Genomic DNA, 13,975 nt, shown 5'->3' on the forward strand with positions numbered 1-13,975 from the left:
GGACATCGTGGCGCTACGTGAGGCCCCGCATTCAGAGGACTAAATGCGGGCGATCGTCAGCCCAGGGACCATAGGCGTGCGTAGTGGCCACCCGCCGCGACCAGTTCCGAGTGCGTGCCCTGTTCGATGATCCGGCCGTGGTCCAGCACCACGATCCGGTCCGCCTTGGCGGCGGTGGCGAGACGGTGCGCGACCACGAAGGTCGTGCGGCGGCGCGCGAGTTGTTCGGTCGCGCGCAGGACGGCGGCTTCGGTGGACGGGTCGAGCGCCGCGGTCGCCTCGTCGAGCAGGAGGACGTCCGGGTCCACGAGTTCGGCGCGGGCGAGGGCGACGAGTTGCCGTTGCCCGGCCGAAAGGGACCGTCCGCGTTCACCGACGGGCTGGTGGAAACCGGCCGGGAGCGCGGCGACGCCGTCGAGCGCGCCGACGGACCGGACCGCTTCCTCGACCTCCGCGTCCGTCGCGGAAGGCCTGCCGTAGCGCACATTGTCCGCGACGGTTCCCGAGAACAGATGCGCTTCCTGTGGTACCACGCCCATTCGCGTGCGCAGGGCGGCCAGGTCGTACTCGCGGATGTCCGTCCCGTCGATCCGGACCACGCCGCCTGTCGCGTCGTAGAAGCGCGCGACGAGCTTCACCGCCGTCGACTTCCCGGCGCCCGTCGCGCCGACCAGTGCGACGGTCTCGCCGGGCGCGACTTCCAGTGAGAGCTGCGAAAGGGCGGGTTCGTCCGTTGCGGTGTAAGCGAAATCCACGTCCTTGAAGGAGACCTCGCCGCGCAGGCGATCCGGCATGGCGACCGGATTTTCCGCCTGGGGAACGGAAGTCGGCGTGCGCAGGAGATCGCCGATCCGCGTCAGGCCGACCCGCGCCTGCTGGTAGCCGTCGAACACCGAGGACAGTTGCTGGATCGGCGAGAAGAACTGCCCCAGGTACAACAGGAACGCCACCAGCACACCGGCCGACAACGTGCCCGCCGCCACCCGGTTCGCGCCGACGATCAGCACGACGACCTCGGCCAGCCCGGAAAGCATTGCCGCGAAAGGGAAGTACGTCGCGACAAGACGCTGGGCGCGAAGCCGTGAACGCCGGTATTCGTCGCTTCGGGACGCGAACTTTTCCGCCGTGCGCTCCTCGCGCGTGTACGCCTGCGCGACCCGCAGCCCATTCACGTTCTCCTGCATGTCCGCGTTGACGACGCTGACCCGTTCCCGAGCCTCGGTGTACGCCTTGGATGACGCCCGGCGGAAGATCACCGTCGCGACGACGAGGATCGGCAGCACCGCGAGCGCGTACGCCGCGAGCCCGATGTCGGTGATCATCAGCGCCGCCGCGATCCCGACCAGCGTCAGCGCGCTCACCACCGCCTGCGCGACACCGGTCTGCAGGAACGTCGAGAGCGCGTCGACGTCGGTCGTCATCCGGGTCATGATCTTCCCGGACAGTTCGCGTTCGTAGAAGTCGAGCCCGAGCCGTTGGAGATGGGCGTAACTGCGGACACGCAGCGAGTACAGCACCGTCTCGCCGACCCGCGCCGTCATCTTCGTCTGGAGGTAGACCACCAGCCAGTCGGTGAGGATCACCAGCGCACCGATGCCGGCGGCCAGCCAGATCACCGCCTCCACGCCGGCGCGCACGCCGTTGTCGATGCCGTGCTGGTACAGCGCGGGCATCGCGATGGTGGCCAGCGCGTCGGCCGCGACCAGCCCGATCACCACGGCGAGCGGGCCGCGTACCGGTTTCAGCAGGCGGGCGAGGCGGAACTTCGGTTCGGGCGCGGTGACATCCGTGCCCGGCAGGCGCGGGACGTCCGTGGCGGGTGGAAGTTTCCGGACGCCTTCGATGAGTTCCTGGCTCGGCGGGAGGTTGACGTCCCACTCGCCGCTCGAGCCCTTCCGCTCGCTCGCGAGTTCGTCGGCCTTCTCCTGCTCCGGCCACAAAGCGGGGGTGATTCCCGCAGGGCCGCAGTCGAGACCTTCGCAGCGATGCGGTTCCTCGACGTCGTCACCCGGACCGGCGACGAGTTCGCGGAACAGCGGGCAGCGTTCGAGCAGCTCCTCCTCGGTGCCGACGTCGACGACGCGGCCCTTGTCGAGCACGGCGATCCGGTCGGCGAGGGCGAGGGTGGAGCGGCGGTGCGCGATCAGCAGGGTCGTCCGGCTCGCGGTGACCGAGCGCAGCGTGTCGTGGATCGCCGCCTCGGTGACGGTGTCGATGGCGGACGTCGCGTCGTCGAGGACCAGCACGCGCGGATCGGTCATCAGCGCTCTGGCGAGGCCGAGCCGCTGCCGCTGCCCGCCCGACAACGTGAGACCGCGCTCGCCGACGAGCGTGTCGTAGCCGTCGGGGAGGCGCTGGATGAACTCGTCCGCCTCCGCCGCCCGGGCCGCCGCGCGGATCTCTTCGTCGCTCGCGTCCGGCCTGCCGTAGGCGATGTTGTCGCGTACCGAGGAGGAGAAGAGGAACGCCTCCTCGAAGACCACACCGATCACGCTGCGCAGATCGTGCTGCCGGACGTCACGGACGTCGAGGTCGCCGACCTGGACCGAACCGCTGTGCACGTCGTAGAACCGGGGCAGCAGCAAGGAGATCGTCGACTTACCGGAACCGGCCGTGCCGACCAGCGCGAGTGTTTCGCCCGGCCGGGCCTCCAGGGTGAGGCCGTCGAGCACGGGATCCGACCGCGTGTAGCCGAAGGAGACGTCCTCCAGCCGGACGCCGAGCGGGCCTTCGGGCAGCGGCCGCGCGTCCGGGCTGTCGACGACGTCGGGCTGCGCGTCGATGAGTTCGTTGACCCGTTCCGCGCCGGCCCTGGTCAGCTGGGCCTGGACGACGAGGCTCGAGATCATCCGGGCCGGGCCGATCAAGATGGACAGATAGGTCGCGAACGCCAGGAAGGTGCCGAGGCTGACCTCGCCCTTCAGCGCGAGGATGCCGCCGACCGCCAGTACCGCGACCTGGCCCGCGGCGGGGAGCGCCGCCGTCGTGGCCGTCGGCAAGGACGAGAGCCGCGCAGCGCGCATGCGTTCGGCGAAAAGCTTCCTCGCCGTCTTCTCCAGCTTCGCGACTTCGCGCGCTTCCTGGCCGAAGCCCTTCACGACGCGTACGCCGGTGACGGTCTCCTCGACCTGCTGCGCGACGTCGGCCGCGCGCTGCTGGGCCGCCCAAGTCGCGGGGAAGAGCCGCTTCCGGCTCACCGCCATGATGATCGCGATCGCCGGGGCGACCACCATCGCGATCAGGGTCAGCGTCGGCGACATCCACAGCATCGCGCCGAGCGAGAGGAGCGCGAAGATCACCGAGCCCGCCGAGAGCGGCACCTGCATCAGGACCGAGGTGACCAGCTGCAGATCCGAGATCGCGCGCGAGGCGACCTGACCGGTGCGCAGCGCGTCCTGTTTGCCGCCGTCGAGCCGCGAGACCGCGTTGAACACCTGGCGGCGCAGGTCGTGCTGGACGTCGAGGGCCAGCCGTCCGCCGACGTACCGGCGGGCGAAGGCGTTGCCGAAGGTCAGCACCTGCAGCACCGCCATCACGGCGGCGAGCAGGCCGAGGCGGGAGGTGTCGCCCGCGACGGCGTCGTCCAGCGCCTCGCGGATCAGCAGCGGACCGGCGGCCTGGAGCCCGACGCCGACGATCGCCGCGCCCAGCGAGAGCACGACGAGCCAAGGATGTTTCCAGCACGAAGCGGCCAGGCGGCGGATCCAGCCTCCGGTGGGCACCGGGGCCGTCTCACGTGCCGGGCTCGCTTGACGCGGACGAGGTGGAGCAGTAGTCACCCCGCAAGCCTATGCGGCCCCACCGACAGGACTGTCCGGTTCGCGCAGGGCCGAACGCGATGAAAGGCCCTTTCATCGCAAGATTTGCGATGAAAGGGCCTTTCATGGCGCTTGTCGAGCTGTGACCTACGTGATGTCCTTCTTCTGGTTCACGGCCCAGCCGGCCAGGAAGAAGATCATCGTCCAGCCGAAGAAGATGAGCGCCGAGGCCCACCACGAGAACGCGCCGGGCGCCCCGGCCGCGTACTGCAGCGCCCACGCCGTCTCGTCCTGCAGGCCGGGCACCTTCACGCCGGCGGCGCCGAACGCCTCCGCGCCGATGGCGCCCACGATGCCGTTGACCGTGCCGTTCGGCAGGACGCCGCCCAGCCAGGTGACGTCCGCGGCGCCGAACATGACGAACACGAGGACGTTCTCGACCACCAGCATCCAGATGGTCAGCGTGATGATGCTGCCGACCACGCTGCGCCAGACCGCGCCGACCCCGATACCGAACAGGGTCGCCAGGATCGTGGCGAGGACACCCGCGCCGAGCACGCCCAGCCACTGGCCCGCCGTCGGCAGGCGTGCGCTGTCGACCGTGATCACGGTGCCGAGGCTCGCCGCGCCCACGATGATCACGCCGTAGATCGCGCCCCACGCGATGTAGGTGATCATCTTCGCGCTCAACGCCGAAACCCGGTTCGGGGCGGTGAGGAACGTCGTGGTGATCGTCTTCTTCGTGTACTCGCCGGCGAGGGCGAAGACGCCGAAGATGATCGGGATCATCGTGCCGATGTTGATGCCGTGCCCGAGCGCGAGCAGGCCGACGGGCAGCTCACCGGTCGAGATGCCGAGCGCCTGGGTCAGCTCGCGCGTGTCCGAGCGGCCGAGGAAGTCGCTGAAGTCGTTGGTGATCATGCCCCAGAACAGGGCGAACGCGAAGGCGAAGACCACCGCGGGGATCATCAGCGCCCACCACGCCTTGAGCGTGAGCGTCTTGCGGAACTCCGCCTTGATCAGGTTGCCCATCAGCCCTGGCCTCCCCAGCCCTCGTTCTGGCCCTGCTGCTGCGCCTGCTGCTGAGGCGGCGCCTGCTGGTACTGCGGTTGCTGCGGCGGCTGACCCTGCTGCTGGAACTGCTGCGGCGGCGCGAAACCGGGCGGCGGAGTGTTCTGCGGCGCGTAGCCGGGAGGCGGCCCCTGATACCCGGGCGGCGGGCCCTGATAACCCGGAGGCGGACCCTGGTAGCCCGGCGGCGGGCCCTGCTGGAACCCGGGCGGCGGCGCGGAGTATTGGCCCTGCGTCAGCTGGAAGAACATCCGCTCCAGATCCGCGGTCTCCTCCTGCATGCCGTAGACCGCGATGCTCGCCTTGGCCGAGACGTCACCGATCTGCTGCACCGTCGCGCCGGACACCGCGACCCGGCCGTCCGGCATCGGCGAGACCTGCGTGATCCCCGCCTCCTGCAACGCGGAGACGAGGCCGTTCGCGTCGGCCGACTGCACCAGCACCCGCGACTGGTTGCTCTTGCGCAACTGGTCCAGCGAGCCGTTGTAGCGGGTCATGCCCTGGCTGATGATCACGACCTGGTCGATCGTCTGCTCCACCTCGTTCAGAAGGTGGCTCGAGACCAGCACCGTGCGCCCTTCACGCGCGTACGCGCGCAAGAAGTTCCGAAGCCACAGGATGCCCTCGGGGTCGAGACCGTTCGTCGGCTCGTCCAGCACCAGCACCTGCGGATTCCCCAGCAACGCCGTCGCCAGCGCCAGCCGCTGCCGCATACCGAGCGAGAACCCGCCCGCCTTGCGGTCCGCCGCCGACGAAAGCCCCACCAGCCCCAGGACCTCGTCCACCCGCTGATCCGGCATCCCGATCGCCGCCGAGTACACGCGCAGGTGATTCCGCGCCGTGCGCCCCGGGTGGAAACCCTCGTTCTCCAGCACCGAACCGACGACCCGCGCCGGATTCCCCAGCTGGTCGTGCGGGCGCCCGTTGATGGTCGCCGTGCCGTTCGTGGGCGTCACCAGCCCGAGCAGCATCCGGAGTGTCGTGGTCTTCCCGGCCCCGTTGGGCCCCAGGAAGCCGGTCACCGAACCGGGCTCCACCGTGAAGCTCAGATTCTGGACCGCGTTGACCGCACCGAACTGCTTGCTCAGGTTCTGCACCGCGATGCGGCCACTGCCGTCGTGCATACCGTCCCCTTTTGTTGACGAAGGCCGATCACGCGACATCCTGCCTCACGGGGTGAGTCCGCACCCGAGGAAGGGGTCAATCCGCCGAAAGCGACCTTCGTCACGTTCGCCACGGTGACGACTCCGTCCTCCAGCGCATCCGCCGCTGCGCCGAATGGCCGCTGACTACCGGATATACGACGCGGAGCGCGGAAAGTCACCGATCGCGCGGGGAGTTCGTGAAGAAATAATTCGGAAGACATGGCAACCCCATGCAGCGCGACGGCGACTTATTACCTACGATGTAGGAGGCGGCCCGCTCCCAGTGACCCCCAGGCTGGTCGAGCGGGCCGCCCTCAGCCCCTTTGCCCCACTTCGGTCGACGCTGGCGCGTCTTCCCGAAGGTGGGGCTTCGTCGTATCACCCGGGGGGCCGAGCCCCCCGGACCCCCGCGGTGCGGTCGGCGCCGGTTGGGTGGTGGGTGGCCTAGGGCGCGGAGCGCCCTAGGCCTGGTGAGGGCCTACGGCGCAGAGCGCCGTGGCCTGGTGAGGTGGATGCTCAACGGTGCGGAGGTCGCTCTGAAAAGGAGCGAGGGACCTTTGCGTGTGGTGGCAAAGGTCCCTCGCGTGGGAGTGTGGCGTGGGGGTCAGGCCAGGACGGCGGCCAGGTCGGTGGCGGGCAGGCCGTGCGCGGCGGCGACGGGGGCGTTGGTCAGCGCGCCCGCGTGCGTGTTGAGGCCCTTCGCCAGCGAAGCGTCGGCCTGCAGCGCCTTGAGCCAGCCGTGCTCCGCGAGCTGGACGGCGTACGGCAGCGTCACGTTGGTCAGGCCGTAGGTCGACGTCCGGGGCACCGCGCCCGGCATGTTCGCGACGCAGTAGAACACCGACTCGTGGACCTTGTAGGTCGGCTCGTCGTGCGTGGTCGGGCGCGAGTCGGCGAAGCAGCCGCCCTGGTCGATCGCGATGTCCACCAGCACGCTGCCGGGACGCATCCGCGAAACGAGGTCGTTCGAGACCAGCTTCGGCGCCTTCGCGCCGGGCACGAGCACCGCGCCGATGACCATGTCGGCCTCCAGCACGGACTGCTCGACCGACAGCGCGTTCGAGGTCACCGTGCGGATGCGGCCGCCGAAGTCGTTGTCGATCTGGCGGAGCCGGTCGACGTTGGTGTCGAGGATCTCGACGTCCGAGCCGAGGCCGAGCGCGACCCGCGCCGCGTTGAGGCCGGCGACACCGCCGCCGATCACGACCACGCGCGCCGGGTGCACGCCGGGGATGCCGCCGGGCAGCACGCCGCGGCCACCACTCGGCTTCATCAGGGAGAACGCGCCCACCTGCGGTGCCAGCCGTCCGGCGACCTCGGACATCGGCGCGAGCAGCGGCAGCGCGCGGTTCGGGGTCTGCACCGTCTCGTAGGCGATCGCGGTGGTGCCCGCGGCCAGCAGCGCGTCGGTCAGCGGCCGGTCCGCGGCGATGTGCAGGTAGGTGAACAGCACCTGGTCGGCGCGCAGCCGCGGGTACTCCTCGGCGATCGGCTCCTTGACCTTGAGCACGAGCTCGCCCTCGGACCAGGTCTCCTCCGCCGTGGCGAGGATCTTCGCGCCCGCGGCGACGTACTCGTCGTCGGAGATGGACGAGCCGACGCCCGCGCCGGTCTCGACGAAGACGTCGTGGCCGCGCCCGGTCAGTTCGTGCACGCCCGCCGGGGTGAGCGCCACCCGGTATTCATGCTTCTTGATCTCACGGGGGACGGCGATACGCACGGAAAGCCTCCTGGCGGCGGGTCTGTGGAACAAAAGGTGCTGCCACTCACGGTGAGCCACCCGGACGGCGGTGTCATCGTTCGCCCGCGACAATGTTGAGAATCGACCATGGTCATGGCGGCACAATCGCTTGACCTCCAGTCGACTGGAGCTTGCACCTTGGGTCACATGAGAGCCGTGTGGTTGAAAGAGTTCGGCGGGCCCGAAGTGCTCGTCGCGGGCGACGCCCCGGATCCGGTGCCCGCAGCGGGCCAGGTGCTGGTCGAGGTGGCGTTCGCCAACATCACGTTCGTCGAGACGCAGTTCCGGGCCGGCGGTGGCGGGCCGTTCCGCGCCGAGCCGCCGCTGATCCCGGGCAACGGCTTCGGCGGCGTGATCAGCGCGGTCGGCGCGGACGTGGACCTCGGCCTGGTCGGCAAACGCGTCGTGACCTCCACCGGCGGTTCCGGGGGCTACGCGGAACGGGTCGCGGTCGCCGCCGATGCCGTCTTCGAGGTGCCGGACGGCCTGGCCCTCGACGCCGCGGTGGCGATCCTCGCCGACGGCCGCACGGCGACCGCGCTGGTGACCGCCGCGCGGATCCGGCCGGGAGAGCGGGTGCTGGTGGAGGCTGCGGCGGGTGGGGTCGGAGGGCTGGTCGTCCAGCTCGCCAAGGCCGCGGGTGCCGAGGTCGTCGGCGCGGCGGGAGGCGCGGCGAAGACCGAACACGTCCGGGAGCGCGGCGCCGATCTGGCGGTCGACTACCGGGAGCCGGGCTGGGTGGCGAAGGCGGGCGAAGTCGACGTCGTGTTCGACGGGGTCGGGGGAGAGATCGGGGCGGCGTCGTTCGGTTTGCTGAGGCCTGGCGGCCGGATGCTGATCTACGGGCTGTCGAGTGGTTCGTGGACGGAGGTGTCCGAAGAGGACGCCGCCGCGCGCGGGGTCACGGTGCTCCGGGACCTCGGCGGACCGGCCGAGATGCGGGCGTTCACTGAGTCGGCGCTCGCCGAAGCCGCCGCCGGGCGGCTGGAACCCGTGATCGGCCAAAGGTTCCCGCTCGCGCGGGCGGCGGACGCGCACGCGGTCATGCAGTCGCGCGGCGCGATCGGCAAGACGGTGCTCGAGGTCTGATGTTCGACGTCGACGAATTCCTCGCCGGTCCGCTGACGGCCAGGGTCGCCGCGGCCGGGCCGTCCGTGCGCCCGACCTGGTATCTCTGGGAGAAACGGGCCTTCTGGATTCTCACCGGACCGTGGGCGCGGCTGGCCGGTCTCGTCCGTGATTCACCGTCGATCGCGGTGACCGTCGACGTGTGCGACGTCAGTACCGGCCTGGTGAAGCAGGTGCTCGCGCGCGGCGAGGCCGAGGTGGTGCCGTTCGACGTCCCCCGTGGACGGCGGCTGCTGAGCCGGTATCTCGGTCCCGACGAGAGCAAATGGGATGCGCGGTTTCGTTCTTACCTGCACGATGATCCCGAGGTGAAAGGGACTGTCTGGGTCCGGATGGTGCCGAAGCGATTCGTCGCCGAAGACCTCGGTTATCGGGTATGACGCACGGCCGCGTTCGCTGGGGGTGGGCGCGGCCGTGCAACCTGCGAAACGGTAAATGCAGCACGATCGAGTCAAGATGTTGATCTTACTGGCCGGTAAGCTGCCATTCTGTTCCGCATGACAAATCAGGACTGGCGGCGGGAGCGGCGTGTCCGCACCGTCGACACCGAAGGCAATCCGGCCGATGTCATCGTCGGCCTTGTCGAAACCCCGGGGCACGGCTACGAAGCCGCGCTGCGGGTCGACGGTGGCCCCGGTGTTCTTTTGCCGCTTTACCCCGGTGCCGATCTGCTCGCCGCGGTACGGCAGACCATTGAGGACGGATATCGCGCCAGCGCGCACTGAACCGTCGAATGTCAGGAAAGGGTCTTTCACGACGTTTTACGTCCTGAAAGACCCTTTCCTGACGTCTGCGCACGGTTTTGTCGAACGACAAAGTGTTCGTTATCGAGCAGTTTGCAGTGGAATCAACTCCACCGCAGGGAAACGAGTTGCGTGATCAACGCCAGCCGGACGTCGGGATCGTCGAGATCCAGCGGGACGAGGTCGAGCAGCCGTCGCATCCGGTACCGCAGGGTGTTGGGATGGATCCGGAGTTCCTTCGCGGCCGCGCGCGGGTCTCCGGGATGTCGCAGCCACTGGTAGAGCGTGTCGACGTAGCCGCTCTCGTGGGCTTCGTCGTGCGCGCGCAGCAAGCCGAGCGGGCCGAGCTCGGCGACCTTCGAGGTGCTCGCCGCCGTCGCCCCGCGGTGCAGCGAAAGGGCGGTCCACGCTTCGTCGAAGACCACGACGCGGCCAGGGACGAGCTTCGCGCGAAGCAGGCCCAGCGCCTCGTCGGCCTGGAGCCGTGAAGTCGCGAGCTCGCCGATTTCGCAGGCCGAACCGGCGGCCGCCCTCGGCGTCCCGCCCTTCCTCGACGACGGCAGGGCTTCGAGCGCGGCCCGGAGTTCGGTCCAGCCGTCGCCGTCCGGGACGACGGCGTAGAGGACGCCGCCGAGTTCGGTGGCCACCGGCCGCCTGCCGACGCCCTGCGAGATCCGTTCGAGGAGCGCCAGCCGCAACCCCTCGTCGTCGCGGCCGTCGCCGCCGGAGACCTCGATGACGACGACACGGTGCGGCTCTTCGGACAGGTCGAGTTCCGCGATCGCCTTGCGCGGGCTGGCCTTTCCTTCGAGGACCGCGCGCAGGAGCTCGGCAGAGACCCGGCGTTGCGAGTCGGTGTGCGCGCGGCGGCGCAGCAGGTGCAGCGCGACGACGGGGGCCGCGTCGGCGAACGCGGCCGCGCGTTCGTCGGAGACCGGGCCCGCGACGACCGCCCACATCGACCCCAGCAGCTCGCCGCCCATCCGGATCGGCACGATGAGCCGGGGCAGGGTGCCGTCGCGCTGCGCGGGCACGAAGATCGTTTGCCGCCCACGGGAAAGCTCGCGGAAGACCCCTCGTGACCGGAACCGCGCGAGGACGTCGTCGGGGATGCGGCGGCCCATGATCGTCGACACGCGCGCCGAGTCGGTCAGGTCCTGCCGGGCCGAGTAGGCGAGCACCCGTGAGTTGGTGTCCTCGATGGTCACGGGCGCGTCGACCACCGAAGCGACGGCGTCCGCGAGCCGGAACAGGTCGCCGGAACCGGGGCCGCCGCCGTCCTCGAGGGCGTCCGATTCGTCGGCCAGCGCGTCGAGGACCGTCCTGAGCAGCCAGACGAGCTGGGCCCACGACGTCGCCGACCGCACTTCGATCAACGCGATGTCCGCCGATTTCGCCGCCCGTTTCACCGAGGGCTTCGCCGCGAGCGGGGGTTTCAGCAGGACGGCGGCGGCGCCTTTGGCCGCGCTGAGCTTGACGAGTTCCGCGGCGTCCGCGGTCTCGGTGATCGCGACGCCGAGGACGAGGTCACCCGCGGCGAGGGTGTTGCCGGGTTCCGCGATCACGACGTCGCCGACCGCCGGGGATTCCTCAGGGACCTGGAGGGCGTGCAACAGCGTCGGACCGACCCGATCGACCACGCTCCGCACGGAAACCATGGGGCGATTGTCCAGCAGGTGGGACCACCGCACACGTCAGACCTCGCAATCCGCTCTTCAGGAAAGGAATCCCACCTCCTGAGAGCGGTTGGGTGCTCCGTTCGGCGGAGCTAGCTTCGGTGACAACAGCCGAAACCCTTGAACCGCTAGGAGAATCGCGATGAGCGCGGACGGATGGTCGTTCGAGACCAAGCAGATCCACGCGGGCGCGGCGCCGGATACGGCCACCGGTGCGCGGGCGACCCCGATCTACCAGACCACCTCGTACGTGTTCCGCGACAGCCAGCACGGCGCCGATCTCTTCAGCCTCGCCGAGCCCGGCAACATCTACACGCGGATCAACAACCCCACGCAGGACGTGCTGGAGCAGCGGCTCGCCGCGCTCGAAGGCGGTGTCGCGGCGCTGGCGTTCGCCTCCGGGAGCGCGGCGACGACGGCGGCCATCCTCAACCTCGCGAACGCGGGTGACCACTTCGTCTCCAGCCCGGCGCTCTACGGCGGCACCTACAACCTCTTCCACTACACGCTGCCGAAGCTCGGCATCGAGGTCTCGTTCGTCGAGGACCAGGACGACATCGAGCAGTGGAAGGCGGCCGTCCGGCCCAACACCAAGCTGTTCTTCGCCGAGACGCTGGCCAACCCGGGCAGCAACGTGCTCGACATCCGCGCGGTCGCCGACGCCGCGCACGAATCCGGTGTCCCGCTGGTCGTGGACAACACCGTGCCGACGCCGTACCTCGTCCGGCCGATCGAGCACGGCGCCGACATCGTGGTCCACTCGGCGACCAAATACCTCGGCGGGCACGGCACCACGGTCGCCGGGGTGCTGGTCGACGGCGGCACCTTCGACTTCGGCAAGGACCCGGCGCGGTTCCCCGGTTTCAACGAGGCCGACCCGAGTTACCACGGTCTCAAGTACTGGGAGGCCCTCGGCCCGGGCGCGTTCGCCGCCAAGGCCAGGGTCCAGATCCTGCGCGACACCGGCGCCGCGATCGCGCCGCTCAACAGTTTCCTCATCCTGCAAGGGATCGAGACACTGTCGCTGCGGCTGGAGCGGCACGTGTCCAACGCGCAGGCGCTGGCCGAATGGCTGGAGCAGCGTGACGAGGTCGAGAAGGTGTACTACGCCGGGCTGCCGTCGAGCCCGTACCACGAGGCAGCGAAGAAGTACCTGCCGAAGGGCGCCGGCGCGGTGCTGTCGTTCGATCTGCGTGGCGGGGCCGAAGCCGGACGGGCCTTTGTGGACGGTACGGAACTGCACAGCCAGCTGGTCAACATCGGCGACGTGCGCAGCCTGATCGTGCACCCGGCCTCGACGACGCACAGCCAGCTCACGCCCGAGGAGCAGTTGTCGAGCGGTGTCACGCCGGGCCTCGTGCGGCTCGCCGTTGGCCTGGAAGGGATCGAGGACCTCAAAGCCGACCTCGAGGCCGGATTCCGGGCGGCCAAGGCCGCTCTGTGACCCAGGCTTCCGATCTCCCTCCCGTCACCGGTGCGTGGCGGGAGGGGGATCCGCCTGGCCGTCGCCGGTTCGTCAGCGGTGTCCGAACCCTCGAAACCGGCGGCACCTTGCCCTTCACGCTCGCCTACGAGACCTGGGGAACGTTGAATCCCAGTGCCTCCAACGCGATCCTCATCGAACACGCGCTGACCGGGGACAGTCACGTCGTCGGCCCCGCGGAGGAAGGGCACGTCAGCCCCGGCTGGTGGGACGGCCTGATCGGGCCGGGCAAGGCGATCGACACGGACGCGTTCTTCGTCGTGGCCCCGAACGTGCTCGGCGGCTGCCAGGGCTCGACCGGTCCGTCGTCGCCGAATCCGGACGGAAAGCCTTGGGGTAGCAGGTTTCCCGCCGTGACGGTCCGGGACCAGGTGGCCGCCGAGACCGTCCTCGCCGACGCGCTCGGCATCGGCCGGTGGGCCGCGGCGATCGGCGGTTCCATGGGCGGGATGCGCGCGCTGGAATGGGCGGTGAGCGAGCCGGACCGGGTCGCGGCGCTGCTCGTCCTCGCGTCGACCGCGCAGGCGTCGGCCGATCAGATCGCCTGGGCCGCGCCGCAACTGCACGCCATTCGCGCCGATCCTGGCTGGCACGGCGGCGACTACTACGACGTCCCCGGCGGCGGCCCGGACGCCGGGCTCGGCATCGCGCGCCGCATCGCGCACGCGACCTATCGCAGCGAAGCCGAACTGGCGCAACGCTTCGGCCGTCGCTACCAAGACGGTGAAGACCCGCTGCGCGGCGGCCGGTTCGCCATCGAGTCCTATTTGGACCATCATGCCGGGAAGCTGTCGCGCCGGTTCGACGCCGGCAGCTACGTGGTGCTCACCGAATCGATGAACACGCACGACGTCGGCCGCGGGCGGGGCGGCGTCGCGAACGCGCTCGGCCGGATCACCGCGCGCACCGTGGCCGCCGGAGTGGACAGTGACCGGCTCTACCCGCTGTACCAGTCGCGGGCCATCGCGGACGGGGTCGCCGGGGCGGAATTCGCCGTCATCGCGTCGCCTTACGGGCACGACTCGTTCCTGATCGAGACCGAGCAGATCGCGCGGCTGGTGAAGCTCCTGCTGGATTAGGCCGCGGTGCCTGCCGGTGCGGGAAGCGTGTCGCGAAAGCCACTTTCGGGACATCTGACCTGGATCCACCGGTGGGTTTTGTTGGTGATCTTGGTGGGGTTTGTTGATCTTGTTGGTGGGCGTGGGCGTGCTGGGGTGTGCTGGCTGGTCC

At 69.8% G+C, this 13,975-nt stretch carries 10 protein-coding genes; 5 read left to right on the forward strand and 5 right to left on the reverse strand.

Annotation, left to right across the window (positions count from 1 at the left end; translation table 11 throughout):
• Nucleotides 1–56: 56 nt before the first annotated feature.
• The 4 genes from ACIRGA_RS29755 to ald all read right to left on the reverse strand — a co-directional run bounded on the left by ACIRGA_RS29755 (nucleotide 57) and on the right by ald (nucleotide 7,694).
• Nucleotides 57–3,779, reverse strand: coding sequence for an ABC transporter ATP-binding protein (locus ACIRGA_RS29755; RefSeq protein WP_400947029.1), 3,723 nt, complete (start codon nucleotides 3,777–3,779; stop codon nucleotides 57–59).
• Between the two features lie 126 nt (nucleotides 3,780–3,905).
• Nucleotides 3,906–4,790, reverse strand: coding sequence for an ABC transporter permease (locus tag ACIRGA_RS29760; RefSeq protein ID WP_400947032.1), 885 nt, complete (start codon nucleotides 4,788–4,790; stop codon nucleotides 3,906–3,908).
• Nucleotides 4,790–5,953 carry an ABC transporter ATP-binding protein gene (locus ACIRGA_RS29765; RefSeq protein WP_400947035.1) on the reverse strand — a complete coding sequence of 388 codons (1,164 nt, stop codon included), beginning with the start codon at nucleotides 5,951–5,953 and terminating at the stop codon, nucleotides 4,790–4,792. The genes ACIRGA_RS29760 and ACIRGA_RS29765 overlap by 1 nt, the downstream gene beginning before the upstream one ends.
• A gap of 625 nt (nucleotides 5,954–6,578) precedes the next feature.
• A complete protein-coding gene (ald, locus tag ACIRGA_RS29770) occupies nucleotides 6,579–7,694 on the reverse strand; it encodes an alanine dehydrogenase (RefSeq protein ID WP_400947038.1) in 1,116 nt (371 codons plus the stop codon).
• A gap of 168 nt (nucleotides 7,695–7,862) precedes the next feature.
• Here ald and ACIRGA_RS29775 point away from each other — a divergent pair, with 168 nt between their 5' ends.
• From ACIRGA_RS29775 to ACIRGA_RS29785, 3 genes are all read left to right on the forward strand, one after another.
• Nucleotides 7,863–8,804 (forward strand): zinc-binding dehydrogenase, encoded by a 942-nt coding sequence (locus ACIRGA_RS29775; protein ID WP_400947041.1) that lies wholly within the window; start codon nucleotides 7,863–7,865, stop codon nucleotides 8,802–8,804.
• Nucleotides 8,804–9,223: a pyridoxamine 5'-phosphate oxidase family protein gene (locus ACIRGA_RS29780; protein ID WP_400947044.1), complete on the forward strand. Its 420-nt coding sequence runs from the start codon at nucleotides 8,804–8,806 to the stop codon at nucleotides 9,221–9,223. Before ACIRGA_RS29775 ends, ACIRGA_RS29780 begins: the two co-directional genes overlap by 1 nt.
• Nucleotides 9,224–9,340: 117 nt before the next feature.
• Nucleotides 9,341–9,568: a hypothetical protein gene (locus tag ACIRGA_RS29785; RefSeq protein WP_007033850.1), complete on the forward strand. Its 228-nt coding sequence runs from the start codon at nucleotides 9,341–9,343 to the stop codon at nucleotides 9,566–9,568.
• A 122-nt stretch (nucleotides 9,569–9,690) separates the two neighbouring features.
• On the opposite strand, the gene ACIRGA_RS29790 is transcribed toward ACIRGA_RS29785, so the two are convergent.
• A complete protein-coding gene (locus tag ACIRGA_RS29790; protein ID WP_400947048.1) occupies nucleotides 9,691–11,244 on the reverse strand; it encodes a PucR family transcriptional regulator in 1,554 nt (517 codons plus the stop codon).
• Nucleotides 11,245–11,404: 160 nt separating this feature from the next.
• Here ACIRGA_RS29790 and ACIRGA_RS29795 point away from each other — a divergent pair, with 160 nt between their 5' ends.
• Both ACIRGA_RS29795 and ACIRGA_RS29800 read left to right on the forward strand, forming a co-directional pair.
• Entirely contained in the window at nucleotides 11,405–12,706 is a 1,302-nt protein-coding gene (locus tag ACIRGA_RS29795; protein ID WP_400947051.1) for a bifunctional o-acetylhomoserine/o-acetylserine sulfhydrylase, read from the forward strand.
• Nucleotides 12,703–13,824: a homoserine O-acetyltransferase gene (locus ACIRGA_RS29800; RefSeq protein ID WP_400947054.1), complete on the forward strand. Its 1,122-nt coding sequence runs from the start codon at nucleotides 12,703–12,705 to the stop codon at nucleotides 13,822–13,824. The genes ACIRGA_RS29795 and ACIRGA_RS29800 overlap by 4 nt, the downstream gene beginning before the upstream one ends.
• Nucleotides 13,825–13,975: the final 151 nt, after the last annotated feature.

It is taken from the genome of Amycolatopsis sp. NPDC102389 (assembly GCF_044765885.1).
GTDB lineage: Bacteria > Actinomycetota > Actinomycetes > Mycobacteriales > Pseudonocardiaceae > Amycolatopsis.

Excerpts from the sequence above, each read along its gene's own strand:
- ACIRGA_RS29785 (WP_007033850.1), top strand. The coding sequence starts at position 9,341 with ATGACAAATCAGGACTGGCGGCGGGAGCGGCGTGTCCGCACCGTCGAC.
- ACIRGA_RS29780 (WP_400947044.1), top strand. The coding sequence starts at position 8,804 with ATGTTCGACGTCGACGAATTCCTCGCCGGTCCGCTGACGGCCAGGGTC.
- ACIRGA_RS29775 (WP_400947041.1), top strand. The coding sequence starts at position 7,863 with ATGAGAGCCGTGTGGTTGAAAGAGTTCGGCGGGCCCGAAGTGCTCGTC.
- ACIRGA_RS29760 (WP_400947032.1), bottom strand. The coding sequence starts at position 4,790 with ATGGGCAACCTGATCAAGGCGGAGTTCCGCAAGACGCTCACGCTCAAG.
- ACIRGA_RS29765 (WP_400947035.1), bottom strand. The coding sequence starts at position 5,953 with ATGCACGACGGCAGTGGCCGCATCGCGGTGCAGAACCTGAGCAAGCAG.
- ACIRGA_RS29795 (WP_400947051.1), top strand. The coding sequence starts at position 11,405 with ATGAGCGCGGACGGATGGTCGTTCGAGACCAAGCAGATCCACGCGGGC.
- ACIRGA_RS29790 (WP_400947048.1), bottom strand. The coding sequence starts at position 11,244 with ATGGTTTCCGTGCGGAGCGTGGTCGATCGGGTCGGTCCGACGCTGTTG.